This window comes from Stenotrophomonas sp. EMP41, from assembly GCF_047495535.1.
GTDB lineage: Bacteria > Pseudomonadota > Gammaproteobacteria > Xanthomonadales > Xanthomonadaceae > Stenotrophomonas > Stenotrophomonas sepilia.
In genome coordinates this window covers 3,662,112-3,685,166 of sequence record NZ_CP179923.1, presented here as the reverse complement: position 1 = coordinate 3,685,166, position 23,055 = coordinate 3,662,112, and the positions used below count along the sequence as shown (strand labels likewise).

The following is a 23,055-nucleotide window of genomic DNA, read 5'->3' as shown; positions in this document are numbered from 1 at the left end:
CTCCGGCTCAAGCGTGTCCACCAAGTACATTCTCGTCAGGTCGCTGTCTTTGGTGTTCGGCCACATGTGGTTCTGCCCTTCTTCGAACCAATACATACCGCTGCCGCCACCACCGTAGTGGCGACACCCGTGCTCGCCCTGGGCCGGCGCGGCATCGAGCTCGGGCTGGACATCTACGATGCCGATTACGAAGAGCCCACGGCCCAACGCCAATAAGTCATCAATTGATGATCTCCCCACTCCCCGAAGCAACAAATTCCTTCAACTGCCGGACGAACTCCGCGTCATACAGCTCCCACTCCACAATCTCCCCCACAATCCGCAACGGCTGCGCACTCCGATACGACCGCGTCGGGTTCCCGGGAAACTTCTTGTTGGTCACGTTCGGGTCGTCCTCAAACGGCCCGGTCGGCTCGACCACATACACGCGCGGTCGCCCTTCACCGCGGGCCATCTCCGCAGCCAGCCCTGCGCCCTTGGCAATGGTGGTGAAGTAGATGTGGTTCATCACCACACTGTCGCGATAATTGGAGCGGAAGCCCGCGCTCAGCAGCTCGCCCACGGCGAGGTCAGCGCGGGTGCCGTGATAGAACGGCCCGGCGATCTGGTCGCAGGTGTCATGCGAAACGGGTGTCCATTCGGTGTCCTGCGCCATCGGCACTGCCCCTGCGTGTCCTGCCGGATCGACAGGCCGGCGAGTCTAGGGCGCCCAGTGGGCCCTGCTGCAAGGCCCTATCCGGGAAATAATCTGTAAACGGGAGGCGCGGTGCGCCTCCTTTTTTCATTCTGCGGCGCCGCGTCCTTCCAGCTCGCGCACGGCGGTTTCCAGCGCATCCAGCTTTTCGCGGGTCTTCAGCAGCACCGCGCGCTGCACTTCGAACTCCTCGCGGGTGACTAGGTCGAGCTTGGCCAGCCCCGCCTGCAGCGCGCTCTTGAAGGTGGCCTGCAGTTCCTCGCGCGACTCGCGTAGGCCCGGCGGCACCAGGTCGCTGAGGCGACGGGCGAGGTCATCGATTTGGTTCAGGTCGATCATGGGGTGCTCCGTGGGGGTGGGCCCGTGCATCCGGCGCGGGCAGGCCATTCGGGCACAAGGATACTGCTGGCACCCATTGCCCGGACAGGCCGCAGCGGCTTCGCACGGGCCGCGTTCAGACGCTATCCTCCACGCCGGAAGACAGGAGATAGACGATGAAGATGGTCATGGCGGTGATCAAGCCGTTCAAGCTCGACGACGTGCGCGAAGCGCTGGCCGAGCGTGGGGTTACCGGGATCACGGTGACGGAAGTGAAGGGCTTTGGTCGCCAGAAGGGCCATACCGAGCTGTACCGCGGCGCGGAGTATGTGGTCGATTTCCTGCCGAAGGTGAAGCTGGAAGTGGCGGTGACCGATGACCAGGTGGAGGCGGTGGTTGAGGCCATCGTGAAGGCCGCCGGCACCGGCAAGATCGGTGACGGCAAGGTGTTCGTGTACGACCTGGGCAGCGTGGTGCGTATCCGTACCGGTGAGTTGGACGCGGACGCGTTGTAAGCCGTTCGGCGGGATGTTGTAGAGCCGAGCCGATGGTCGGCTGCATTTCGCGCGATGCAGGAACAGCAGCCGAGCGCGGGCTCGGCTCTACAAAGAGCGGTAACGCGGTCGAGCGAGCTCGCCCCCTACCGGCGCTTCGCCCACTTGTAGAACCGCTTCCAGCCCTGCCGCACCGCGGCCACCCAGCCCGGGTCGGCCACCAGCGCGGCCTGCGCGGCACTCGGGGCCTGGCCGGTCACGCGCTGGCGCATCTTCAGCAGGTTCTTCATGTCGCTGCGGCGCATCTGCCGGCTCAGTGGATTGCGGCGCAGCCAGCGCGGGGCGCGCCAGGCCGAGGTGAAGTCCAGCAGCACCGGCACGCCGCCGCTGACCACCACGTTGGTGCCATGCAGGTCGTTGTGGGTGATGCCGGCGGCGTGCAAACGGCTGAGCGCGTGCTGCAGCTGCTCGAACACTTCATTGCCCACCGCCTGCGCGGTGCTGAGCGTCTGGCCGGGGATGAACTCCATGCCCAGCGCCAGGCCGCCCAGGGTGCCGAGCAGTGCGGGGGCATGCTTCCAGCCGCCGAGGCGCTGCAGCATGCGTGCTTCACGGCGCACCATCAGCCGCGCGATCAGCGAAACGGGGGTGCCGCGGTAGCGGGAATAGTCCTTGATGACCGCCTCGCGCCCGTCCAGGCAGGTGCGGTAGACATCCGGGGCCAGGAAACGCTCGCCGCGCTTGAGCAGCAGCGGGGATGCGGCGTCATCGCCGCAGGAGGAGGATGGCAGGGCAGGAAGATGCATGTCGGGGTCTCGGACGACCCGGTGGGTGGCGCAATGCGTCAAGCGAACCGGTGTTACAGGGAGTTACTAAGTTTTCGTTAATTTTAGTACTCGCCAGTTCGCTATTCCACGATTTGTCGGAGAAATGTCGGGGTCGTGGCTGGAACAGTTCGTCGCGCAGAATCGGACAATTCTGTCTCACTTATTCCGGTTGGCCTTTAGCATCAACAGCTTGCGCGCCCAGCCCTGCGCCTCCTTCGCAACCGGATGAACACGGCGCACGGGCAACTTGACCCCGGCGCACGGCCTGCCGACCATAAGCTGTTAATCCGCGACATCGGCGGCCGCCCCCTCCGGCACGTCCCCGTCCCCTGCCGCGTTCCCCACCGGTGCTGGCCGCCTGGCCGTGCATCGCCCCGTTTCCCGTTCCGGCCGCGGCTGGAGGAAAGTGCTTTGATCATCAAAATCGTCATTGCAGCGCTGTTCGTGGCCTGCGTGCTGTACATCCACTTCCGTGGCAAGGTCCGCGCGCGCTGGTCGCGCCAGCTGCTGGACCACTCCAGTTTCATGGCCCCGATCAACGTGGTCATGTACATGTTCTCGAAGGTGCCGACCACGCCGTTCCTGGACCCGGGCAAGGAGTTCCCGCAGCTGGAGCCGCTGCGCCAGAACTGGCAGATGATCCGCGACGAGGCGCTGGCGCTGCGCGACGCGCAGAAGATCGCTGCCTCCAGCACGTTCAACGATGCCGGCTTCAATTCGTTCTTCCGTCGTGGCTGGAAGCGCTTCTACCTGAAGTGGTACGGCCCGTCGCACCCGTCGGCGAAGACGCTGTGCCCGAAGACCACGGCGCTGATCGAGTCGATCCCGGATGTGCGTGCGGCGATGTTCGCGCAGCTGCCGCCGGGCAGTGAGCTGCGCCCGCACCGCGACCCGTTCGCCGGCTCGCTGCGCCTGCACCTGGGCCTGAGCACACCCAACGACGATGCCTGCTACATCGAAGTGGACGGCATCAAGAAGAGCTGGCGCGATGGCGAGTGGATGATGTTCGACGAGACCTACATCCACCACGCGCACAACGAGACGCCCGATGACCGCGTGATCCTGTTCTGCGACATCGCCCGCCCGCTGCGCTTCGGCCTGCCGAGCCTGTTCAATCGTGCGGTGGCGGCCACGCTGCTGGCCGGCGGTGCCTCGCCGAACCTGCCGGGTGACCCGACCGGTGGCGTCAACAAGGCGTTCGGCAGCGTCTACAAGGTGCGCCTGAAGGCCAAGGCACTGCGCGAGCGCAGCGTGGTGGCCTACCAGGTGATCAAGTGGGGCCTGGTGGTGGCGGTGATCGCCGGTATCTGGGCGCTGTGACTGTAGAGCCGAGCCTATGCTCGGCTTGATTTATCGCAACCTGTCCGAACAGCAGCCGAGCATGGCTCGGCTCTACAGAAAGCAAAAAACCGCGCTGTCGCCAGCGCGGGTTTTTGTTTGGATCAACCTTTCAGTGCCGCCTGTACGAACGGCGGGGTCACCAGCACGCCGGTGTGCAGCGCGGCGGTGTAGTACAGCGTGTTGAAGGTCTTGGCGGCCGAGTCGGCCTGGCGGAAGTCGAAGCTGCTGTCGCCCTTGCGCGCCATGGTCACGCTCCACCAGCCGGTGGGGTAGCACGGCTGCGGGAACGGCAGGGTCTTGAACGAGCCGAAGCCAGCCTTGCCCATCTCGGTGCGCATTTCGTTGATCAGCTCCAGCTGCATCAGCGGCGACTCGGACTGCTGCACCAGGATGCCATCGTCCTTCAGGGCCTTGAAGCAGCTCTCGTAGAAGGCCTTGTTGAACAGGCCCTCACCCGGGCCGACCGGGTCGGTCGAGTCCACGATCACCACGTCCACGCTGCCGGCCGGGCAGTTGGCCATGTAGGCCACGCCGTCGTCGAACAGCAGCTCGGCGCGGGCGTCGTCGTTGGAGTCGCACAGTTCCGGGAAGTGCTTGCGCGCCATCACCGTGACCTGCTCGTCGATATCGCACTGGGTCACGCTCTCCACGCCGGTGTGCTTGAGCACTTCGCGCAGGGTGCCGCAGTCGCCGCCACCGATGATCACCACGCGCTTGGGCGCGGCGTGGGTGAACAGCACCGGGTGGCTGATCATCTCGTGGTAGAAGAAGTTGTCCTTGCTGGTCAGCATGATGGCCCCGTCGATGGTCATCAGGTTGCCCCAGTCGGTGGTCTGGAAGATCTCGATCTTCTGGAACGGCGACTGCACCTCGTCCAGCTTGCCGGTGATGCGGTAGCCGATGGCCGAGCCGGTGCGCTCGAAGTGTTCGATGTACCAGTTGTTGCTGTCAGTCATGGGAAAACAGTCCTGTTCGGAGGGGTGGAGCCGGGCTGGCGGGCGGGGCCGCGTGGCACAGATGCCACATCCGGACGGATCGGCCCGTTCAGGTTGGAACCTGTCACGGGCGCGGGCGCGCATGATAACGAACCTGTGGGCACATAGGCGTTATCATGCCCCCCCTTTTATTGCCAACAAGGCCGACTGAAATGACCGATTGGTCCCTCGACCAAGCCCGCAAGACCTACTCGATCCCGCATTGGGCGGACGGTTACTTCGACGTGGATCAGGCCGGGCACATGGTGGTGAGACCGACCGGGGCGGACGGCCCGGTGGTATCGCTGCCCAAGGTGGTGGACGCGGCGCGCGCGGCCGGTGCCAAGCTGCCGCTGCTGGTGCGCTTCCCGGACATCCTCGGCCAGCGGCTGGGCAAGCTGCAGGCGGCCTTCGCCCAGGCCCAGCAAGACTGGGAGTACAGCGGCGGCTACACCGCCGTGTACCCGATCAAGGTCAACCAGACCCGCGGCGTGGCCGGCACCCTGGCCAGCCACCACGGCGAGGGCTTCGGCCTGGAAGCGGGCAGCAAGCCCGAGCTGATGGCCGTGCTGGCGCTGTCGCGCCCGGGCGGGCTGATCGTCTGCAACGGCTACAAGGACCGCGAGTACATCCGCCTGGCCCTGATCGGCCGCAAGCTGGGCCTGCAGACCTTCATCGTCATCGAGAAGCCGTCCGAGCTGAAGCTGGTGCTGGAAGAGTCCAAGGCGCTGGACGTGAAGCCGGGCCTGGGCGTGCGCATGCGCCTGGCCTCGCTGGGCGCCGGCAAGTGGCAGAACAGCGGTGGCGACAAGGCCAAGTTCGGCCTGTCACCGCGCCAGCTGCTGGACCTGTGGAAGTCGCTGCGTGACACCGAGTACGCCGACTGCCTGAACCTGCTGCACTTCCACATGGGCTCGCAGATCTCCAACGTGCGCGACATCGCCAACGGCATGCGCGAAGCCACCCGCTACTTCGTGGAGCTGTCGCGCCTGGGCGCGAAGATCACCCACGTCGACGTGGGTGGTGGCCTGGGCGTGGATTACGAAGGCACCCGTTCGCGCAGCTTCTGCTCGATCAACTACGGCCTGCATTCCTACGCCAGCAACATCGTGCAGCCGCTGGCCAATGCCTGCGAAGAGTTCGGCCTGACCCCGCCGCGCATCGTCACCGAGTGCGGCCGCGCGATGACCGCGCACCACGCGGTGCTGATCGCCAATGTGTCGGAAGTGGAAGAAGCGCAGGAAGGCCGCGTGCCGGACCAGCACGACGACGAGCCGGCAGCAATCCGCCACCTGCGCGAGATCCACGACGAGCTGGACGTGCGCCCGGCGGTGGAGCTGTTCCAGGAAGCGCAGCATTTCCATGCCGAAGGCCTGGCCAGCTACGCGCTGGGCCAGATCGACCTGCCGCAGCGTGCGCGCATCGACGACCTGTTCTACGCCATCGCCCACGGCGTGCGTGCGCGCCTGAGCTACGACGAGAAGAGCCATCGGCCGGTGCTGGACGAACTGAACGAGCGCCTGGTCGACAAGTACTTCGTCAACTTCAGCGTGTTCGAATCGATCCCGGACGTGTGGGCGATCGACCAGGTGTTCCCGATCGTGCCGATCGAGCGCCTGGATGAAACCCCGGACCGCCGCGGCATCATCGCCGACATGACCTGCGACTCGGACGGCATGGTGGAAACCTATGTCGAGAACGAGAGCCTGGACAGCTCGCTGCCGCTGCACAAGATGAATCCGGGCGAGAGCTACCGCATCGGCTTCTTCATGGTCGGCGCCTACCAGGAAATCCTGGGCGACATCCACAATCTGTTCGGCGATACCGACGCGGTGGAAGTGCTGGCCGATGCCGATGGCTATGCCATTACCCAGCAGCGCCGTGGCGACACCACCGACGTGATGCTGGACTACGTGGGTTACCGCCTGGACGAACTGCGCGCGACCTATGCGCAGCGCGTGGCTGCAGCGCAGCTGTCGCCGGAACGCGCGCAGGAGCTGTCGGAGGCGCTGGAAGCCGGCCTGACCGGTTACACCTACCTGTCCGACGAACCGCTGGTGTGATGGACGGCACCGGGTCCGCCCGGTGTCACCGTTGCCGATGAGCGCGCGCGCGATCTTCCACCTGTTCCTGCATGCCGCCGTGCCAGCCTTGCTGGCATGGCTGTTCTGGCGCAAGCGCTTCGCCTCGGCGTGGTTGTTGATGCTGCTGGGTTGGATCATCGACCTGGACCACCTGCTGGCCGATCCGATCTATGCACCGAACCGCTGCAGCATCGGGTTCCACCCGCTGCACACCGCACCGGCCATCGCGGTCTATGCCGGGCTGTGCGTGCCGAAGAAAACGCGGTTGTTCGGTATCGGTCTGATCATCCACATCGCGCTGGACGCAATTGATTGCTGGTGGATGCATCACCGCTGATGCTTGATGCACGGCGAAAGGTCGGATTGGCGCTTGGTAGAGCCGGCCGCTGGCCGGCTTGCGCAAGACGTTCCCGGCGACCACGTGGTTGCCGGCCAGCGGCCGGCACTACCCATCGTGAGGTTGGCCAATGTCGACGCCTACCGGGTGCACGGTGACCGGTCGGATTGACGCTCGGTAGAGCCGGCCGCTGGCCGGCTTCCGCAGGGCGTTCCCGGCGACCACGTGGTTGCCGGCCAGCGGCCGGCACTACCCATCGTTGGGTTGGCCAATGTTGACACCTACCGGGTGCACGGCGACCGGTCGGATTGACGCTCGGTAGAGCCGGCCGCTGGCCGGCTTGCGCAGGGCGTTCCCGGTGACCACGTGGTTGCCGGCCAGCGGCCGGCACTACCCACCGTCGCTTCACCCCACCGGCAACCACAACGTTGCGCGCAGGCCGGGCTGCGCATTTTCCAGCGCCAGGCGCCCGCCATAGCTGGCGGCGATATCGCCCACGATCGCCAGTCCCAATCCACTGCTGCCTTCGCGCTCATCCAGCCGCACGCCACGCTGGGTGACCCGTTCCAGCGCGTCTGCGGCCAGGCCGGGGCCATCGTCGCGCACTTCGATGCGTAGCTGCCCTTCGCTGGTTTCCGCTTCGACAGTGACCTGCTGTTGCGCCCAGCGCCCGGCGTTGTCCAGCAGGTTGCCCAGCATCTCCTCCAGATCCGCACTGGCGCCGGCGAACTGCAGCGCCGGATCGATGCCTGCCGCCGTGAACGCGATGCCACGTTCGTCGTGCACGCGTGCCATCAGCCGGCACATCGCCTGTGCGACGGTCGCCACGTCGGTGCGCTGGCGATGGTCGGCAGCCAGTCCTGCAGCCAGGTAACGCTCGACACTGGCCTGCATGCGCGCGCTCTGCTCGCGCACGGTGGCCCGCCAGTCCGCGCCATCGCCGTCGGCTTCGGTGGCCAGTACGCTCAGCGGGGTTTTCAGCGCGTGCGCCAGATCCTGCGCGCTGGTGCGCGCACGCGCGACCATACGCTGCTGGTGGTCCAGCAGCGCGTTGAGTTCTTCACCCAGCGGTGCGACCTCCGCGCCCAGTCCCTGCGTATCGATGCGCTGCGCATCGCCGCGCCGTACCTGTTCCAGCTGCACACCGAGGCGATGCAGTGGGCGCAGGCCGAAGTGCACCTGGCTGGCCAGCACCGCCAGCCAGGCGGCGACCAGCACGCCCAGCGCGATGGCGGTGCGCTTGCGGAACGCGGCGACATCCGCATCCAGCGCACTGCGATCAGTGGCAACCACGGCCACGAACGGTTCGCTGGCGCGTGGCAGGCGCACCTGCTGCACGCGTGCGCGCAGGGATTGCTGCAGCGGCCCGGGCAGGTTGCGGGTGGCCGGCCCGGCAACCGGCGCCGGCAGGGTTTCATCCCACAGCGAGCGCGACTGCAGCAGCGCGCGGCCATCGGCACCGGCGATCTGCCAGTAGGCACCGGAGAACACGCGCTGGAAGCGTGCGTCATTGGGTTCCTGGCGCAGGCGCAGCTGTCCGTCCGCATCCACTTCGGCCTGCGCCAGCAGGGTCAGCATGTCCTGCTGCAGTTCATGGTCGAGGCGGTCGCGCGCGCTGCGCTTGAACAGCTCGCCCAGCAGCGCGCTGGCCAGCAGCGAGACCAGCAGCAGGCCGACGCCGCCGGCCAGCAGCAGGCGCCGTCGCAGCGATGGTTGCCGGCTCACGGCGCGGCCAGCCGCCAGCCCTGGCCGCGCACGGTCTGGATCAGGTCGATGCCGAGCTTGCGGCGCACGCGTCCGAGCAGTACGTCCAGTGCGTTGGAGTCTGGGTCGTGGCCACCGTCGAACACCTGCTCGCCCAGCCGGTCGCGGCCGATCACCTGTCCGCTGTGATGGATGAAGTAGCTGAGCAGGCGGAACTCCTGCGGGCTGAGGGCCAGCGCCTGCCCATCCAGCTCGAAGCGGCCGGCGTTGACGTCCAGCTGCAGCGGGCCGCAGTGCAGGCGCGGGCTGGCGTGGCCATGGCTGCGGCGGATCAGGGCGCGCAGCCGCAGCACCAGTTCGTCGGCCTGGAAAGGTTTTGTCAGGTAGTCGTCGGCGCCTGCGTCGAAGCCGGCCAGCTTGTCGTGCCAGCGCCCGCGTGCGGTCAGCACCAGCACCGGAAAGCTGCGGCCATTGCTGCGCCAGCGCTCGATCACGCTCAGGCCATCCAGCCCGGGCAGGCCGAGGTCGACGATGGCGGCCTGCAGGTCTTCGATCTGGCCAATTTCTTCGGCCTCGCGGCCGTCAGCGACCACCGCCACCACATAACCGGCCTGTTCCAGCAGGGGCACCAGGCGCTGTGCCAGCGCGGCATCGTCTTCGGCCAACAGGATGCGCATCAGTCGTCGAGCTCCGTCTTCAGCAGCTTTCCGCTGCGCGCATCATAGTCCAGCTCCACTACTACGCCGTCGCCGCGCAGGATCTCCACTTCGTAGACGCCGTCGTCCAGCTCCACTTCCAGCAGCTGGCCGGGGTAGCGCTTGAGTGCATCGCGCACCACGCTTTCCAGCGGCACGTAGCGGCCCTGCTGCACGGCGCGACGCGCGACCTGCTGCGCCGGGTCCTGGACGGGCGCGGCGGCGATCGGGGCGTTGGCCAGGGCCAGCAGCAGGGGCAGGGTGGCGAGCATGCGGGTGCAGAAAGAAAGAGGGGTTCAGGCGCGAGTGTGGCGGGGATGACTAACAGCCGGCTAACAGCCACGGCTAAGGCGCTGTTAACCGAGGCATGCATCGTGGCGTTGCCGGGATGGTCCGGCCACGAACACGAACAGGAGAACCCCATGTTGAAGTCGCTCACTCTCGCCACTGTTGCCCTGCTGGCCATCGCACCGGCTGTACAGGCCGCGCCGCTGGGCATGGCCCAGGTCGAACAGACCCTGCGCAAGGCCGGTTACACCCAGATCCACGAGATCGAACGCGATGACGGCCTCTGGGAGGCCGACGTGAGCCGCGCCGATGGCCGCTTCAGCGAGGTCTACGTGGACCCGAAGACCGGTGAGATTTTCGATGAGCACAGCAACCGCGCGCTGCTGACCACCGAACAGGTGCTGGCACGGGCACAGGCGCACGGACTGCGCGAGATTCATTCGCTGGAGCGCGACGGGGCGACCTGGTCGCTGGAAGCCCGCAATGCCCGCAACCAGAAGGTGGAGGTGCGCCTGAGCGGCTACAACGGCCGCATCCTGCACAGCGAGCGCGATGGCTGGCTGGATTGACGTTGGCCCATGTAGAGCCGAGCCCATGCTCGGCTTTGCGGCCAACCGTAGCCGAGCATGGGCTCGGCTCTACAGGAGCTGGCTTACCAGCCGTACGGCGGCGGGTAGTCCCAATAGCCCGGGCCACGGCCGTAGTAGCCGCCATACGGGCCGAAGAAGCCCGGGCCCTTGCCCTCGCTCACATGGATGTTGAGGTTGACCCCGTGGGTCTTGCCCTCATCGGTCGTGTAGTTCTTGCTCAGGTTCAGCGTGGCCGCGTTGTAGTGGCTGTTGCCGCCGTTCTTCGAATAGCCGATGCCGGTGGTGAAGCTGCCGGACACCTTGACCTTGTCGTCGGTGACGTCGGCGATCCTGGCGTCGTCGTGCACGCGCGGGCCGCTCTTGTCACCGTAATAGGTGCCGGGCGGGTCCTGCTGCAGGGCCGGGTCGTTGAGGTAGCGCATCGGCGCCTGCGGCAGCGTCAGGTCCAGGCCGGCAGCCTGCGGCGCGGTGGCGCCGGCGGCGGACTGGGCCAGAACGGTTCCCGGCAGGGCCAGGCACAGCAGCAGGGTCAGGGGGCGGATCATGACGGCGCTCCAGCGGACAGGTGGCCGCGCAACACGCGGCGGTACAGGCCGACGCTAGCAGGGGTTGCTTGAATGATGCCTGTCGGCGCCCGCTTGCGGTAGAGCCAGGCCATGCCTGGCTGCACGCTACAACCGTTCGAACCCGAACAGCGATTCCAGCGCATGCTTGCGCCGCTCGATCCGGGCCCGCAGCAGCTGGGCGCCGATCATCGAATAAGTGATGCCGTTGCCGCCGTAGGCCATGGCGAAATGGACCCGCGGCCCCCACTGCGCGTGCGGGCCGAAGAAGGGCAGGCCGTCGGCGGTTTCGGCGAAGGTGCCGGCCCAGGAAAAGGCGGGCACCGGGTCCAGCCGCGGGAACCAGTGCAGGAGCTGATCCATCAGCTTTTCGGCCTTGCGCTGCACGCGCCGGTCGCGCCGCGCCGGGATATCGATGGCGTCGTCCAGCCCACCCACCAGCAGGCGGCGGTCGCCGGTGGCGCGCAGGTACAGGTACGGGCGTGCGCTCTCCCACACCATCGTGCGCTGCAGCCGGCCCAGCGTGTCTGCATCGATCGGGTCGGTGATGAAGGCGTAGCTGCTGCGGTTGCGCGAAACCCGCTGTTCCAGCCAGCGCTGGTTGGCGTAGCCCATGGCCAGGACCACATGGCGGGCACGGACCGTGGCGCCGGCCTCGGTCATCGCGGTTACGCCCTGCGCGCCAGGCTTGAGCGTGTGCAGCACGGTGCGGTCATGCACGTGGCCGCCGCGGCGGCGCACGCGTTTGAGCAGGCCGTAGGTCAGACAGTAGGGATCGACCCGGGCGGCCTGGCGGGTCAGCAGGGCGCCGCCGACATCCACGTCGAAACGCTCGCGAAGCGCTTTGCGGTCCAGCCAGCGGGCGTCCAGCCCAATGCCACGGCGCGCAGCACCTTCGGCCATCAAGCGCGGCACGTCGCGATGGCGGCTGGCCAGGTACAGGCTGTCCATTTGCCGGAAGTCCACGTCCTTCAGCCCGCGTGCCACCTTACCCAGTGCCGCGATCGCGTCGGCACAGGCCAGATAGGCCAGGGCGGCAGAGTCCTTGCCATAGCGCTGGGCCAGTTCCAGCAGGTGGGTATCGATCTCGTACTGCAGCAGCGCGGTGCTCGCGGCCGTGCTGCCCCAGCCGATGTCGCGCTGCTCGATCACGGCCACCTCGTGGCCATGGTGGGACAGTTCGTCGGCGATCAGCGCACCGGTGATGCCGCCACCGACCACCAGCACGTCGCAGCGCAGATCCTGCTCCAGCGGGGGAAAGGCCTGCAGCAGCCCGTTGCGCACTGCCCACCAGGGGTAGCCACTTTTCAGGTCCATGCGTGGTCGTGCTCAGGCGGTGGGGTGGCCGGTATGCGGGGTCTGGATCAGTTCGGACAGATCGAAGCCCTGCAGGCGGGCCGCGGCCAGATAATGGTCCTGCACGGTCGCGTCCAGGCGTGGCTCGCGCGCCAGCAGCCACAGGTACTTGCGATCCGGGCTGCCGACCAGCGAGACGCTGTAGTCCGGGGCGACCTGGATCACCCAGTAGTCGCCCTTGGCGAACGGCAGCCAGCGCAGGCCCTTGGGCAGGAAACTGACCTCCAGGCGCGCGCTGTCGTTGTCGACGGCGCAGGCCTCGCCGGTAGCCTCTTCGATCTCGCCGTCCATGCGGCAGCGGTTGGTGACGCCGACGTTGCCGTTATCGAGCAGGGTGTAGTGCGCCGACACATCGGTGCAGCCTTCCGGCTCGTGGCGCATCGGTAGGCGCGCGATCTCGTACCAGGTGCCCAGGTAGCGCGGCAGCTTGAGGTCGGCGACGGTCTTCAGCGGCGGGTGCTCGGTCATCGGTCATCGTGGCAAGGGCGGGCCTCCACGATGCCGATGGGCTCGCCATGGGCGGGTGAAGCCGGGGCGATGGCCGTGTCCAGAACGATCCGTCGCTGCTGCGACGTGCCTGTTGTCACCGGCATGGCGGTATCCTGCCGCCAGCGCCATGTTTTCCTGATCCAACCGAGGTGGAGGTGCCGATGTACCAGGTGATCCTGTTGAAGAGTGAATCCGCGTTCGCACGCGAACAGTGGCCTCAGGTCGATGATCTGGTTGACTACGAGGGCGTCAGCTACAGCCTGCGAGCCGGCCCGCGCCAGCCACTGCCGACCGACCACGAGTGGCACCCGGTGGCGGTGTATGCGCCCGATGAGATCACCGAGGAAGAGTTCCAGGACTGGTACGCGCTGCAGCAGCCGACCGTGGAAGAACTGCGGCTGAAGTACTGATACTGCTGCACCTCCCCCATCCGCCGTTTACCGCCTGTGCCGTATAGTCGCGCGCAGGCGCGGTGGTCCGCGCGAACCGGTATGTCTGGCGTGTCTTCTTTCCTGCGATCGATCCGTGCACGGGGGCCCTGGTGGGTCCTGCTGCTGTGCACAGCCTTCCTGCTGTCCGCGCCGGTGCTGGCACAGGAGCAGGACCCCACGCCCAAGCAGCAGCTGGCGGACATCGATTCGCGGCTGAAGGATGTCGAGCGCAAGCGTGGCGATGCGGAAGCCACTGAGACGCTGGCGATGCTGTCCGAGAATGCCTCGCAGGCACGGCGTGACGCCGAGGCGCTGGAAAAGGCACTGCAGCCGCAGCTGGATCGCATCAACGAGCAACTGGCGCAGCTGGGAACGCCTGCCGAGGGCACCACGGAGCCGCCGGAGCTGGCAGCGCAGCGACGGGCCATAACCAAGCAGCGCGATGGCGTGGCCGCGTCGGTGGCCCAGGCCAAGGCCAGTGCCGTGCGTGCACAGCAGCTGGCGACCGACATCGAACAGCAGCGCACCGCACAACGTACGGAAGAACTGGGCCAGAAGGTCGCCTCGCCGCTGTCGCCTGCGTTGTGGAGCAAGGTGGCCGAGCGCCTGCCGATCGATATCGCGCGCGTTGCGCCGTTGGCCGGGCAGGGGCGCGACGCGCTGGTCGCCGGCATCCGTACCCATGGCTGGGGCACGCCGTTGCTGGGCCTGCTGGCTGCGCTGGTGATGATGTTCCCGCTGCGGTTGTGGCTGCGTAGGCTTGGGCGGCAGTTCGCCGCGTCCGAGCGCGCGCCGGAGGGTCGGCTGCGCCGGTCTGGCCTGGCGATGTGGCTGTTGCTGGTGGGCACGCTGCTGCCCGGTTATGCCGTGGTGGTACTGATGGCGGCGCTGGATGCGATCGATGCCATCGCGCCGCGCCTGCAGGTCGTCGCCGACGGCCTGGAGACCGCCACCTTCCGTGCGGCCTTCATTGCCGCGCTCAGCGCCTGCCTGCTGGTGCCCAAGCGCCCGTCATGGCGGCTGTTGAACCTGGACGATACCGCCGCGCTGAAGCTGCGCAAGTACGCCTGGGGCGCGGCGGCGCTGGCCTGGCTGAGCACGGTGCTGGTGGCCCTCGACCAGGCTACGCGCACCAGCGATGTCACCACGGTGGCGTTGGACGGCCTGATTGCCCTGACCTACCTCGGCCTGATCATGGCCATGCTGGTGACCCTGGCGCGCCTGCATCGCCGGCAGACCGCCGAGGCCGAGGCCAAGCTGGAGGCCCAGGCCGATGGCGTGGGGGCAGCCACGCCGGTGCGCCGCAGCAGCTGGCTGGTACTGGCCCGGGTAGCAGGCAATATCGCGGTGGTGGCGGCCATCGTCGCCACGTTGCTGGGCTACCTGAATTTCGCCAAGTTCGTGAACCAGCAGCTGATCGGCGGCAGCATCGTAGTGCTGGCCGCAACCCTGCTGTTCAAGTTCGTCGATGACCTGAGCACCTGGATGCTCAACGCCGACAGCAAGGTCGGCCAGACCATCCTGCTCAGCACCGGCCTGAGCGTATCGCGGCTGGAACAGGCGGGCGTGCTGCTGTCGGCCGCGCTGCGCACCATCGTCGTACTGATCGCGCTGCTGGCGCTGGTGGCACCGTTCGGCAACATCGGCGCGGTGGTGGAGCGCTTCTCCTCGCTGTTCACCTCTGGATTCGACATTGGCGGAACCAAGCTGGAGCCGGTGCGCATCGTGCTGGCGGTGCTGGTGCTGCTGGCTGGCCTGGCCGTCACCCAGCTGGTACAGCGCTGGCTGACCGACACCTACCTGCCCAAGACCGAGCTGGACCTGGGCGCACGTAATTCGGTGAGCACCGTTGCCCGTTATGTGGGCATCATCATCGCGGTGATCTGGGCGCTGTCGGCGATGGGCCTGCAGCTGAGCAAGCTGGCGTTGCTGGTCAGCGCGCTGTCAGTGGGTATCGGTTTCGGCCTGCAGGTGATCACCCAGAATTTCGTCTCAGGCCTGATCCTGCTGGCCGAGCGCCCGGTGAAGATCGGTGACTGGGTGAAGCTGGGCGACCAGGAAGGCGACATCCGCCGCATCAGCCTGCGTTCGACCGAAATCCAGGTGGGCGACAAGTCGACGTTGATCGTGCCCAACTCCGAGCTGGTCACCAAGACCGTGCGCAACATGACGATGGGCAACAACCAGGGCCGCATCCAGATCCAGTTCGCGGTGCCGCCCAGCACGGATGTCGGCAATCTGCGGCAGGCGCTGCTGGATGCGTACACCGCGCACACCAATGTGCTGAAGCAGCCGGCACCGACGGTCTATATCGACAGCATTGGCGGTGGCCAGATCACCATCAACAGCTTCGCTTACGTGGCCAGCCCGCGGCAGGTCTACGCCACCCGCAGCGACCTGTACTTCAGCCTGCTGCAGATCCTGGCCGAGCGGAACATCCCGCTGTCGACCCCGACGGATATCCACATCACCCGCGATCCGCAGGAGTAGGGGTTTATTTGCAGGGCTGCGCCCTGCACCCGCGGTAGTGCCGGCCGCTGGCCGGCAACTTCAACAGCAACAGCAAAAGCTGGCTTCCTGAGGGATGGCGGGGTGGGTCCGGTTGCGGGAGACGCCGTAAACCCGTCCATGGGGGCTTGGCCGCGGCATCCATGCCGCGGACACTCCCGCAACCGGACCCACCCCGCCTTCGACAGTTTTCCGCGATCTGTTGGAAATACTATTGGGGTCAGATCCGTTTTCCTCCGGAAAACGGATCTGACCCCAGATTGATTTCGATATCTGACAGAAGTGTCGACCAAGGTCGACACCTACCGACAGCCGCAGGAATCTGTCAGAGGTGGGGCGGTGTCGGAGTGCGGGGTGTCAGCCGCATGGATGCGGCTGCCAAGCCTCCAGGGACGGATTTACGGCGTCCCCGCACTCCGACACCGCCCCGCCATCCCACGGAATGCACGCTGTTGCTGTTGCCGTTGCCGTTGCCCCGGTTTGTAGCGGGTGCAGGGCGCAGCCCTGCAGAGAACCCTATCCTCGTGGTCGGCTGCGCGAGGGCACCAGTGCGAACGTATCCACCGCCAGCTTCTCGGCGTGGTTCAACCACGCGCGGATCTCCAGATCGTCCACTTCGTGATCCAGCCCGAACGACACGTTGATCTTGCCGTTGGCATCGGGCTGCACCCACTGCTGGGCCAGTACCACCTTGCGCTGCGAGGACACCGCCTCGATCCAGAAACCGCGGTCCGGGCGCGTGCTCGCCACCAGCTGCAGCATGTACTGGCCGGCACGGGTGCGGCGGCCCTTCTGGGTGATCATGTGTGCCTGGCGCACGCTCGGGCGCGGGCCCTGGAATGCATCCAGCGGTGCATCCACCGCGATGCCACCGCGCAGATCGTTGTCGCGGTACAGCTTGATGCCATTGTCGCGGTTGACGAGCAGGGCGCACCAGTCGCCGTCGGCCGATCCATCCTCGAACGCGGTGCAGCGGTCGACGTAGGCGAGAGTGTTGTCCGGGTTGGCATCATCGAACTGGCGCGAGGTGTTTTCCAGATACACGGACTTCAGGCCCCAGTCCTTGTCGTACTCCAGCAGCACCGGCGGTTGCACGTGCTGCAGGCCGACCACCACCTGATCATCGCCGTCGATCTTCAGCTCGCGGGTCGGTTCACCCAGCCACAGTGAGCGGGCGAAGGCCAGGTACTGCGGGTAGTCGCGGCCATCGTCGCGGCGCGCGGCCACGCTGGCGCTGGGCGCGCGCTGCGGGTCGATCAGCGAACGGCCAAAGCCCATCGTCTTCAGGTTCGGATCCAGCAGGCTGAGCAGGGTCGCACCGGAATCCAGCGTTGTACCAGCGTCGGCACTGAGTTGCTGCGGGGCAATGCCGTCGCCGAGGAACAGCAGCAGGTTCTCGCGCTTCTGCTTGGCCAGCACGTGGCTGAGGTCGTTGGGCATCGCCAGGTGGTCGGAGGCGATCACGATCAGCGTGTCCTTCCCATACGGGCTGGCCTGGATACGCTCGACCAGCTGTGAGATCAGGCGGTCGGTGCACTTGAGTGCATTGAGCAGGCCGATGTCGCCGTACCCGCTCCGGTAGCGCTCGCCCTTGCACGACACGGGTAGGTGGCCCGCCGGGTGGTGGGTGTCCATGGTCAACGTGGTCAGCATGAACGGCGAGCCGGCGCGCGAAAGCTGCTCGAAGCGCTGGTAGGCGGTGTCCAGCAGCACGTCGTCGTGCACGCCCCAGGCCGAGTAGTGGATGCGGCCGATCTTCTTCTGCTGCTTGAACCATGCCAGGTCATGCACTTCGTCGAAGCCATGGCTGGCCAGGAACTGTCCCTTGCCGGCGAACTGGCCGTTGGCGCCGCCCAGGTAATGGTTGGTGTAGCCCTGCTGCTTCAGGTAGTCGCCCAGGCATACCGCCTTGGGCAGGAAACTGCCCATGCGGTTCATGCTGTTCTCGTCGCCCTGCGAGGTGGTCAGCGGCACGCCGCACATCGACGACACCAGGCCGGCGATGGTCCAGCCGCTGCCTTCGGCCGAGGCCAGGCCACGCACGTCCAGCGACTCGGACGCCAGGCGGTTGAGGTTGGGCATCAGGCCGGGAAACACGGCCTCATCCAGATAGGTGCGTTCCAGGCTTTCGCCGTAGATCCATACGATGTTGCGCGGGCGCTGCAGCGGCTGCGTCGGCACCTGGTACTCGGGGGCGATGCGGGCGAAATCGACCGGGCGCAGCTGCTGGTAGAGGCGTTGGCCGTCACGGGCAAGCGGGCTGATCAGGATCGTGGCCACCCACACGGTCGCGAAGCCGGCGAACAACGCGCCACCGTGGCCGGGCCGGCGCCAGCGCTTCACCCGCGTAGCGAACAGCGGCAGCAGCGAGACCAGCGCCAGCACGATGAAGCCGGCGATGTAGCCCTTGAAGTCGGAAACACCAGCGCCTTCCATATCGGCGCCGAGGTGGTAAAGCGTGGCGGCGTTGAGCCCATCACCGGACAGCTTGTCGATCAGCCACCACGTGCTGAGCATCAGCAGCAGCAGCGAGAATGCGCCGGCCTTCCACCACACCCACTTGTCGGACGCGAGGAACAGCCAGCACAGCAGCAACAGCGACAACAGCAGTATCCAGAGCATAGGCAGCTTCGGCAGTGACGGGGTGGTGGTGATGGACGTCGTACCGACGCGTGTCCATCCGACCGGCGCTGCTGAAAGCACATCCACATGACAGGCCGATGACCCGATAGTGCATGCACGAACCTGACTGAAATGTTTGTTGGAATGACGCGCGCGCAATCACGCCACGAAGGTAAAACGAGCGTGAAAGGCTTCGTTGGATTGCATAAAAAATCGCATGAATACGCGGCTTTTCGCCGATGCATCAGCGGTGCCCGCGTTCCTCGCGTGCCCGCGCGCGACGATCGAACAGCAATGCACTGGTGACGATGCCCAGTCCCAGCACTACGCCGATCAACAGCAGTAACAGTGCGATGAGGGGATAGCCGAACAGGTGCCAGCCGGTGTCGATCTTCATCATCATTGCCGCAGCCATGATCAATGCGGCGCTGATGATGCCGGCCGCCACGCGGTTGGCGATCTTCTGCAGGTTCTCCATCAACCGCGATTCTTCCAGCCCGGTCACCTTCATCTGCAGGCGGTTCTCGGCCAGCAGCGCCATGATGTCCGACAGCTTGCGCGGCCCATCGCGCAGCAGCTGCTGCAGCTCCATCGCCTCGCTGGCGATGTTGGCCGCCGACAGGGATTTCTTCAGGCGCGCGCGCATCACGTGCTGCAGCTGGCGCTCGACGATGCGGCGCGTGTCCAGCTCCGGTGCCAGCAGCCGGCACACTGTTTCCAGATTGAGCAGGGCCTTGCCCAGCAGGCTCAGTTCCGGCGGCGTGCGCAGGCCGCAGGCGGTTGCGATGCGCACCATGTCCAGCACCACGCGGCCTTCGGAGAAGCTGCCACTGGCGGCGTAGCGCGCGATCAGCTGGCCGGTCTCGCGCAGGTAGCGCTCTTCGTCGAAGGCCTCCAGCCGCGTGCTGATGCTGATCAGATCGTCGGCCACTTCTTCGCCGCGGCCATCGACGGCGGCGAACAGGATCTTCAGCAGCCGCTCGCGCAGGCGCGGCGGCATGTGCGCGACCATGCCCAGGTCGAAGATCGCCAGCCGGCCATCGGGCATCACCCGCAGGTTGCCCGGGTGCGGGTCGGCATGGATCTCGCCATGCACGAAGATCTGGTCCAGATAGCCGCGGATCAGCGCCGCTGCCAGCGGATCCATGTCCTGCTCGGTGCGGCGCACGCCAGAGATCGCATCCACGCGCACGCCGGTGGCGAGCTCCATGGTCAGCACGCGCTGGCTGCTGTAGTCCCAGATCGGCTGCGGTACCCACAGGCGGCGGAACGGCCGCAGATGCCGTCCGAAGCGGGCCAGGTTCTCGGCCTCGGTGTGGTAGTCCAGCTCCTGCATCAGGGTCTTTGCGAACTCGTTGAGCCAGTCGCGCAGGCGCACGCGGCGGCCCACCTGGGTCAGGTGATCGGCGGCCAGCGCAAAGCTGCGCAGCGCTTCCAGGTCCGAGCGCAGCTGCGCGGCCACTTCAGGCTTCTGCACTTTCACCGCCACCTGGCGTCCGTCATGCAGCACCGCCCGATGCACCTGCGCGATCGATGCGCAGCCCAGCGGCTCGGGATCGAACGCGGCAAACAGCTTGTTCACCCCCACGCCCAGCTCCTGCTCGATGATGGCGTGGATGCGCTCGACCGGGATCGGCGCCACCTTTTCCTGCATGCGTTCCAGGGCGGTGGCGAACTCCACCGGTACCATGTCCGGTCGTGTGGACAGCATCTGGCCCAGCTTGACGAAGGTTGGCCCCAGGGCCTCCAGGTCACTGACGAATTGCTCCGGATTGCCATCGGCGGGCACGTCGGCCTGGTTGCTGGCGGCGTCCAGGTTCATGCCCGAGAACACCCCCGAATGGCGGTAGCGCATCAGCAGGCGCAGGATCTGGCTGCGCCGGTTCATGCCTTTGACCAGCGGGGGATTGCCATTGGCGGTGGGCGGATTGCTCAAGCGGAACTCCCATGCGACGAAGACAGGTAGCGCCGGCCGCTGGCCGGCAATGTCCGGATTCGGCAGTGTCGCCGGGGGGCGGTGGTCACGCAGTGAACCCGACGTCTTCCGCAGTCCACACCGGATCGGTCAGAATCCGCCCATTCCCTTACCTGGATGCCCCATGGCCGGTGCCAGCCTGTTCGCCCTGCTCGACGATATCGCCTCCCTCCTCGACGATGTCTCGGTCCTGACCAAGGTCGCAGCGAAGAAGACCGCCGGTGTGCTGGGCGACGACCTGGCGCTGAACGCGCAGCAGGTGACCGGAGTCAACGCCAACCGTGAACTGCCGGTGGTGTGGGCGGTGGCCAAGGGCTCGCTGGTCAACAAGGTGATCCTGGTACCGGCAGCACTGGCGATCAGCGCGCTGGAGGCCTGGCTGCACAGCCGCGGCTGGAACGTGCCGCTGATCGTGCCGCTGATGATGATCGGTGGTGCCTTCCTCTGTTTTGAAGGCGTGGAGAAGCTGGCGCATCGCTTCCTTCATTCCTCCGACGACGATGCCGAGCGCCAGGCCGAACGCCGCAAGGCACTGGCCGATGCCCAGGTGGACATGGTGGCGTGGGAGAAGGACAAGGTAAAAGGCGCGATCCGCACCGACTTCATCCTTTCGGCCGAAATCATCGTGCTCACCCTGGGCGTGGTCGCCACTGCGCCGTTCACCAACCAGATCCTCACGCTGAGCGTGGTCGCGCTGGCGATGACCGTGTTCGTCTATGGGCTGGTGGCGGGCATCGTCAAGCTCGATGACGTTGGGCTGTACCTGTCGCGCAAGGGCGGTGCCATTGCCGCCTTCGGTCGTGGGCTGGTGGCCTCGGCACCGTGGCTGATGAAGTTCCTGTCGGTGGCCGGCACCATTGCCATGTTCCTGGTCGGCGGCGGCATCCTGGTGCACAACGTGCCGGCGCTGCACCACGCGGTGCAGGCGCTGGGCGGCGAAGGGCAATGGGGCTGGCTGGTGAGCGCGGTAGGCAACATGGTGGTCGGCATCATCGCCGGCGCCATCGTGCTGGCAGCGGTGACCGGGTTCCAGAAACTGCGCGGGAAGTGATCTGTAGAGCCGAGCCAACGCTCGGCTGCTCTACGGCGCTGCGCGCCGCCGCCCGAGCATGGGCTCGGGCGCTACAGCGTCTGCACGCTGGATCATCAGCCCGCCTGCACCCGGTTCTTGCCCTGCCGCTTGGCGGCATACAGCGCGTCATCGGCGCGCCGCAGCAGGGCTTCGGTATCGTCACCGGGCTGCCACTGCGCCAGCCCGGCGCTGAAATGCACCGGCACGCGCTGGTCCTGCACGGTCAGCACGCGATGGGCCAGCGAGCGCTGCAGGCGCTGCACCGTGGCCATGCTGTCGGCGCCCTGGGCTTCCGGCAGCACCAGCACGAACTCGTCGCCGCCCAGCCGTGCGATGCCGTCGGTCGCGCGCAGCAGCAGCTTGCACACGGACACCAGGTGCTGCAGCAGCGCATCGCCGCCGGCATGCCCGTGCGTGTCGTTGGTCAGGTGGAAATCATCCAGGTCGATCACGGCCACGCCCAGCGGTGAGTTGTTGCGTGCGGCACGGGCCAGCTCGCGCTCCAGCAGTTCGTCCAGGCCACGGCGGTTCAGCGCCTGGGTCAGTGGATCGATGCGGGCCAGGTCACCGGCGGCGCGCAGTTCCTGCTCCAGCTCGGCAATGCGCTGCTCTGCGCGCTCCACTTCCTGCCGCGCATTGGCCAGGTGATCGCGGGCCTGTGCGGCCTGCTGCTGCACTTTGCCGGTATCGCGCATCACGTCCTGCAGCAGCTGGTTGAGGTCGGCGATGCTGCGCGCCTCGCGCAGCTGCAATGCGTAGCTGCCAATGCGGTCGTGATACTCGCCGGTGCTGGTGGCCATGCCGTCCATGCGCTCGATGAACTCGCCCATCAGCCCACGCATCGCCGCCTTCGAATCGTCGATGCCCTGGCGCAGCAGGCCTTGCTTGTAGATCACTTCGCGCAGTTCGGCCCGGGTGCGCTCGACCGCTTCCGCTTCCAACGGACCGTCCAGCAACTGGCGCACCGCCGCGATCTGGCCCTGCAGCCAGCTGCGGTCATCCAGCAGCTCGCTGACGTTCTCCAGCAGCAGCGCGAACAGCTCCAGCAGCAGCGCCTGCTGCTCCTGCCAGCTTTCGGCACGTACGCCGACCTGGTGGCCAAGTTCGCGCACGCCCTGTTCGATCGGTTCCAGGGCCGTGCCCGGCTGCCATTGGCGCAGGCGCAGGGCCAGCGCCTGCGCTTGCTCGCGCAGGTCCGGGTCATGCTGCAGCAGGGCGACCACCGCACCGCCCAGCAGCAGCCGCAGCTGCTCGGACAGGCGCAGGCTTTCCGGCTGCCCATCCGGCGAATGCTGCTCGATGGTGCGGATGTACTTGTCGATCAGCTGCCGCATCGCACGCCCATAGCGCGGCCAATCGGCGCTTGCCTGTGCGGACTGCAGGCGGTCGCCCATGTCGCCCAGTTCGCCGGGCAGGGTGGCCATGCCGTTGGCAAACGCCGCCAGCAGCGGTTCCGGCGCGTCGGCGCCTGCGAACAGCTGCTGCAGCGCCGCGCCACCGCCGCCCTGCAGCACCACGCGGTCACCCCGCCCATCGTCCACCACCGCGCGCACGCGTGCCGGCGGCCCAAGGGCGGTACCGGGGGCAGGGCGGTGGTCGGGCTGGTCCGTCATGGAGCGAATCCTGGGGCTGGCAGGGACTGGTTCCAGCATATCGGCGCGGCCGCCGAGGGCTTGAACGGCTAGGATGGGCG

Annotated in this window: 20 protein-coding genes and 1 pseudogene; 8 read left to right on the top strand and 13 right to left on the bottom strand. The window is 66.8% G+C overall.

The genetic code is table 11. From position 1 onward, the window contains the following. Positions 1-220: 220 nt before the first annotated feature. A complete protein-coding gene (arr, locus tag ACMGRF_RS16945; protein WP_414485400.1) occupies positions 221-655 on the bottom strand; it encodes an NAD(+)--rifampin ADP-ribosyltransferase in 435 nt (144 codons plus the stop codon). Positions 656-781: 126 nt separating this feature from the next. Beyond that, complete coding sequence (gene ubiK / locus ACMGRF_RS16940) at positions 782-1,033, bottom strand: ubiquinone biosynthesis accessory factor UbiK (RefSeq protein ID WP_005411375.1); 252 nt, start codon at positions 1,031-1,033, stop codon at positions 782-784. 155 nt (positions 1,034-1,188) lie between these two features. Here ubiK and ACMGRF_RS16935 point away from each other — a divergent pair, with 155 nt between their 5' ends. Then, positions 1,189-1,527, top strand: a complete 339-nt coding sequence (locus tag ACMGRF_RS16935; protein ID WP_005411374.1) for a P-II family nitrogen regulator — start codon at positions 1,189-1,191, stop codon at positions 1,525-1,527. Between the two features lie 125 nt (positions 1,528-1,652). Here ACMGRF_RS16935 and ACMGRF_RS16930 read toward each other — a convergent pair whose 3' ends face one another. Continuing rightward, entirely contained in the window at positions 1,653-2,312 is a 660-nt protein-coding gene (locus ACMGRF_RS16930; RefSeq protein WP_049417050.1) for an RIO1 family regulatory kinase/ATPase, read from the bottom strand. A gap of 435 nt (positions 2,313-2,747) precedes the next feature. Between ACMGRF_RS16930 and ACMGRF_RS16925 the strand changes: the two genes are divergently transcribed. Beyond that, on the top strand, positions 2,748-3,653 hold the full coding sequence (locus tag ACMGRF_RS16925) for an aspartyl/asparaginyl beta-hydroxylase domain-containing protein (RefSeq protein WP_414485925.1): 906 nt from the start codon (positions 2,748-2,750) through the stop codon (positions 3,651-3,653). A gap of 122 nt (positions 3,654-3,775) precedes the next feature. Here ACMGRF_RS16925 and speE read toward each other — a convergent pair whose 3' ends face one another. After that, complete coding sequence (gene speE, locus ACMGRF_RS16920; RefSeq protein ID WP_010482074.1) at positions 3,776-4,630, bottom strand: polyamine aminopropyltransferase; 855 nt, start codon at positions 4,628-4,630, stop codon at positions 3,776-3,778. Between the two features lie 191 nt (positions 4,631-4,821). Between speE and speA the strand changes: the two genes are divergently transcribed. Both speA and ACMGRF_RS16910 read left to right on the top strand, forming a co-directional pair. Further along, on the top strand, positions 4,822-6,711 hold the full coding sequence (gene speA, locus ACMGRF_RS16915; protein WP_414485399.1) for an arginine decarboxylase: 1,890 nt from the start codon (positions 4,822-4,824) through the stop codon (positions 6,709-6,711). A 37-nt stretch (positions 6,712-6,748) separates the two neighbouring features. Then, positions 6,749-7,069 carry a DUF6122 family protein gene (locus ACMGRF_RS16910; RefSeq protein ID WP_049439080.1) on the top strand — a complete coding sequence of 107 codons (321 nt, stop codon included), beginning with the start codon at positions 6,749-6,751 and terminating at the stop codon, positions 7,067-7,069. A 405-nt stretch (positions 7,070-7,474) separates the two neighbouring features. Here the strand turns inward: ACMGRF_RS16910 and ACMGRF_RS16905 are convergent, their stop codons facing one another. From ACMGRF_RS16905 to ACMGRF_RS16895, 3 genes are read right to left on the bottom strand one after another with little or no spacing between them, the layout of a single operon-like run. After that, positions 7,475-8,794 (bottom strand): sensor histidine kinase, encoded by a 1,320-nt coding sequence (locus ACMGRF_RS16905; protein ID WP_099495326.1) that lies wholly within the window; start codon positions 8,792-8,794, stop codon positions 7,475-7,477. Beyond that, positions 8,791-9,450: a response regulator transcription factor gene (locus tag ACMGRF_RS16900; protein WP_164283181.1), complete on the bottom strand. Its 660-nt coding sequence runs from the start codon at positions 9,448-9,450 to the stop codon at positions 8,791-8,793. Before ACMGRF_RS16900 ends, ACMGRF_RS16905 begins: the two co-directional genes overlap by 4 nt. After that, entirely contained in the window at positions 9,450-9,740 is a 291-nt protein-coding gene (locus ACMGRF_RS16895; RefSeq protein ID WP_014038778.1) for a PepSY domain-containing protein, read from the bottom strand. The genes ACMGRF_RS16900 and ACMGRF_RS16895 overlap by 1 nt, the downstream gene beginning before the upstream one ends. A 150-nt stretch (positions 9,741-9,890) precedes the next feature. Here ACMGRF_RS16895 and ACMGRF_RS16890 point away from each other — a divergent pair, with 150 nt between their 5' ends. After that, a complete protein-coding gene (locus ACMGRF_RS16890; protein WP_414485398.1) occupies positions 9,891-10,325 on the top strand; it encodes a PepSY domain-containing protein in 435 nt (144 codons plus the stop codon). An 83-nt stretch (positions 10,326-10,408) separates the two neighbouring features. Here ACMGRF_RS16890 and ACMGRF_RS16885 read toward each other — a convergent pair whose 3' ends face one another. The 3 genes from ACMGRF_RS16885 to ACMGRF_RS16875 all read right to left on the bottom strand — a co-directional run bounded on the left by ACMGRF_RS16885 (position 10,409) and on the right by ACMGRF_RS16875 (position 12,733). Then, entirely contained in the window at positions 10,409-10,891 is a 483-nt protein-coding gene (locus tag ACMGRF_RS16885; protein WP_049415125.1) for a hypothetical protein, read from the bottom strand. 126 nt (positions 10,892-11,017) lie between these two features. After that, a complete protein-coding gene (locus tag ACMGRF_RS16880) occupies positions 11,018-12,226 on the bottom strand; it encodes an NAD(P)/FAD-dependent oxidoreductase (RefSeq protein ID WP_414485397.1) in 1,209 nt (402 codons plus the stop codon). Between the two features lie 12 nt (positions 12,227-12,238). Then, complete coding sequence (locus ACMGRF_RS16875) at positions 12,239-12,733, bottom strand: lipocalin family protein (protein WP_005419954.1); 495 nt, start codon at positions 12,731-12,733, stop codon at positions 12,239-12,241. 182 nt (positions 12,734-12,915) lie between these two features. Here ACMGRF_RS16875 and ACMGRF_RS16870 point away from each other — a divergent pair, with 182 nt between their 5' ends. Next, on the top strand, positions 12,916-13,164 hold the full coding sequence (locus ACMGRF_RS16870; protein WP_005419952.1) for a hypothetical protein: 249 nt from the start codon (positions 12,916-12,918) through the stop codon (positions 13,162-13,164). A gap of 81 nt (positions 13,165-13,245) precedes the next feature. Beyond that, a complete protein-coding gene (locus tag ACMGRF_RS16865; protein ID WP_414485396.1) occupies positions 13,246-15,675 on the top strand; it encodes a DUF3772 domain-containing protein in 2,430 nt (809 codons plus the stop codon). 534 nt (positions 15,676-16,209) lie between these two features. On the opposite strand, the gene ACMGRF_RS16860 is transcribed toward ACMGRF_RS16865, so the two are convergent. Then, on the bottom strand, positions 16,210-18,315 hold the full coding sequence (locus tag ACMGRF_RS16860; RefSeq protein WP_414485395.1) for a phosphoglycerol transferase I: 2,106 nt from the start codon (positions 18,313-18,315) through the stop codon (positions 16,210-16,212). Positions 18,316-18,559: 244 nt separating this feature from the next. Next, a pseudogene (locus ACMGRF_RS16855) lies at positions 18,560-20,206 on the bottom strand (ABC1 kinase family protein); the annotation flags it as partial. Positions 20,207-20,414: 208 nt separating this feature from the next. Here ACMGRF_RS16855 and ACMGRF_RS16850 point away from each other — a divergent pair. Further along, on the top strand, positions 20,415-21,341 hold the full coding sequence (locus ACMGRF_RS16850; RefSeq protein WP_180879583.1) for a DUF808 domain-containing protein: 927 nt from the start codon (positions 20,415-20,417) through the stop codon (positions 21,339-21,341). A 95-nt stretch (positions 21,342-21,436) separates the two neighbouring features. On the opposite strand, the gene ACMGRF_RS16845 is transcribed toward ACMGRF_RS16850, so the two are convergent. Then, the gene (locus tag ACMGRF_RS16845) at positions 21,437-22,975 is read right to left on the bottom strand and encodes a GGDEF domain-containing protein (RefSeq protein ID WP_049415504.1); all 1,539 of its coding nucleotides are present in this window, start codon (positions 22,973-22,975) and stop codon (positions 21,437-21,439) included. Positions 22,976-23,055 lie beyond the last annotated feature (80 nt).

Coding starts and splice junctions, on each gene's coding strand:
- ACMGRF_RS16935 (WP_005411374.1), top strand. CDS start 1,189: ATGAAGATGGTCATGGCGGTGATCAAGCCGTTCAAGCTCGACGACGTG.
- ACMGRF_RS16910 (WP_049439080.1), top strand. CDS start 6,749: ATGAGCGCGCGCGCGATCTTCCACCTGTTCCTGCATGCCGCCGTGCCA.
- ACMGRF_RS16875 (WP_005419954.1), bottom strand. CDS start 12,733: ATGACCGAGCACCCGCCGCTGAAGACCGTCGCCGACCTCAAGCTGCCG.
- ACMGRF_RS16870 (WP_005419952.1), top strand. CDS start 12,916: ATGTACCAGGTGATCCTGTTGAAGAGTGAATCCGCGTTCGCACGCGAA.
- ubiK (WP_005411375.1), bottom strand. CDS start 1,033: ATGATCGACCTGAACCAAATCGATGACCTCGCCCGTCGCCTCAGCGAC.
- ACMGRF_RS16900 (WP_164283181.1), bottom strand. CDS start 9,450: ATGCGCATCCTGTTGGCCGAAGACGATGCCGCGCTGGCACAGCGCCTG.
- ACMGRF_RS16860 (WP_414485395.1), bottom strand. CDS start 18,315: ATGCTCTGGATACTGCTGTTGTCGCTGTTGCTGCTGTGCTGGCTGTTC.
- ACMGRF_RS16845 (WP_049415504.1), bottom strand. CDS start 22,975: ATGACGGACCAGCCCGACCACCGCCCTGCCCCCGGTACCGCCCTTGGG.
- ACMGRF_RS16865 (WP_414485396.1), top strand. CDS start 13,246: ATGTCTGGCGTGTCTTCTTTCCTGCGATCGATCCGTGCACGGGGGCCC.
- ACMGRF_RS16885 (WP_049415125.1), bottom strand. CDS start 10,891: ATGATCCGCCCCCTGACCCTGCTGCTGTGCCTGGCCCTGCCGGGAACC.
- ACMGRF_RS16930 (WP_049417050.1), bottom strand. CDS start 2,312: ATGCATCTTCCTGCCCTGCCATCCTCCTCCTGCGGCGATGACGCCGCA.
- ACMGRF_RS16880 (WP_414485397.1), bottom strand. CDS start 12,226: ATGGACCTGAAAAGTGGCTACCCCTGGTGGGCAGTGCGCAACGGGCTG.
- ACMGRF_RS16850 (WP_180879583.1), top strand. CDS start 20,415: ATGGCCGGTGCCAGCCTGTTCGCCCTGCTCGACGATATCGCCTCCCTC.
- speA (WP_414485399.1), top strand. CDS start 4,822: ATGACCGATTGGTCCCTCGACCAAGCCCGCAAGACCTACTCGATCCCG.
- speE (WP_010482074.1), bottom strand. CDS start 4,630: ATGACTGACAGCAACAACTGGTACATCGAACACTTCGAGCGCACCGGC.
- ACMGRF_RS16890 (WP_414485398.1), top strand. CDS start 9,891: ATGTTGAAGTCGCTCACTCTCGCCACTGTTGCCCTGCTGGCCATCGCA.
- ACMGRF_RS16895 (WP_014038778.1), bottom strand. CDS start 9,740: ATGCTCGCCACCCTGCCCCTGCTGCTGGCCCTGGCCAACGCCCCGATC.
- arr (WP_414485400.1), bottom strand. CDS start 655: ATGGCGCAGGACACCGAATGGACACCCGTTTCGCATGACACCTGCGAC.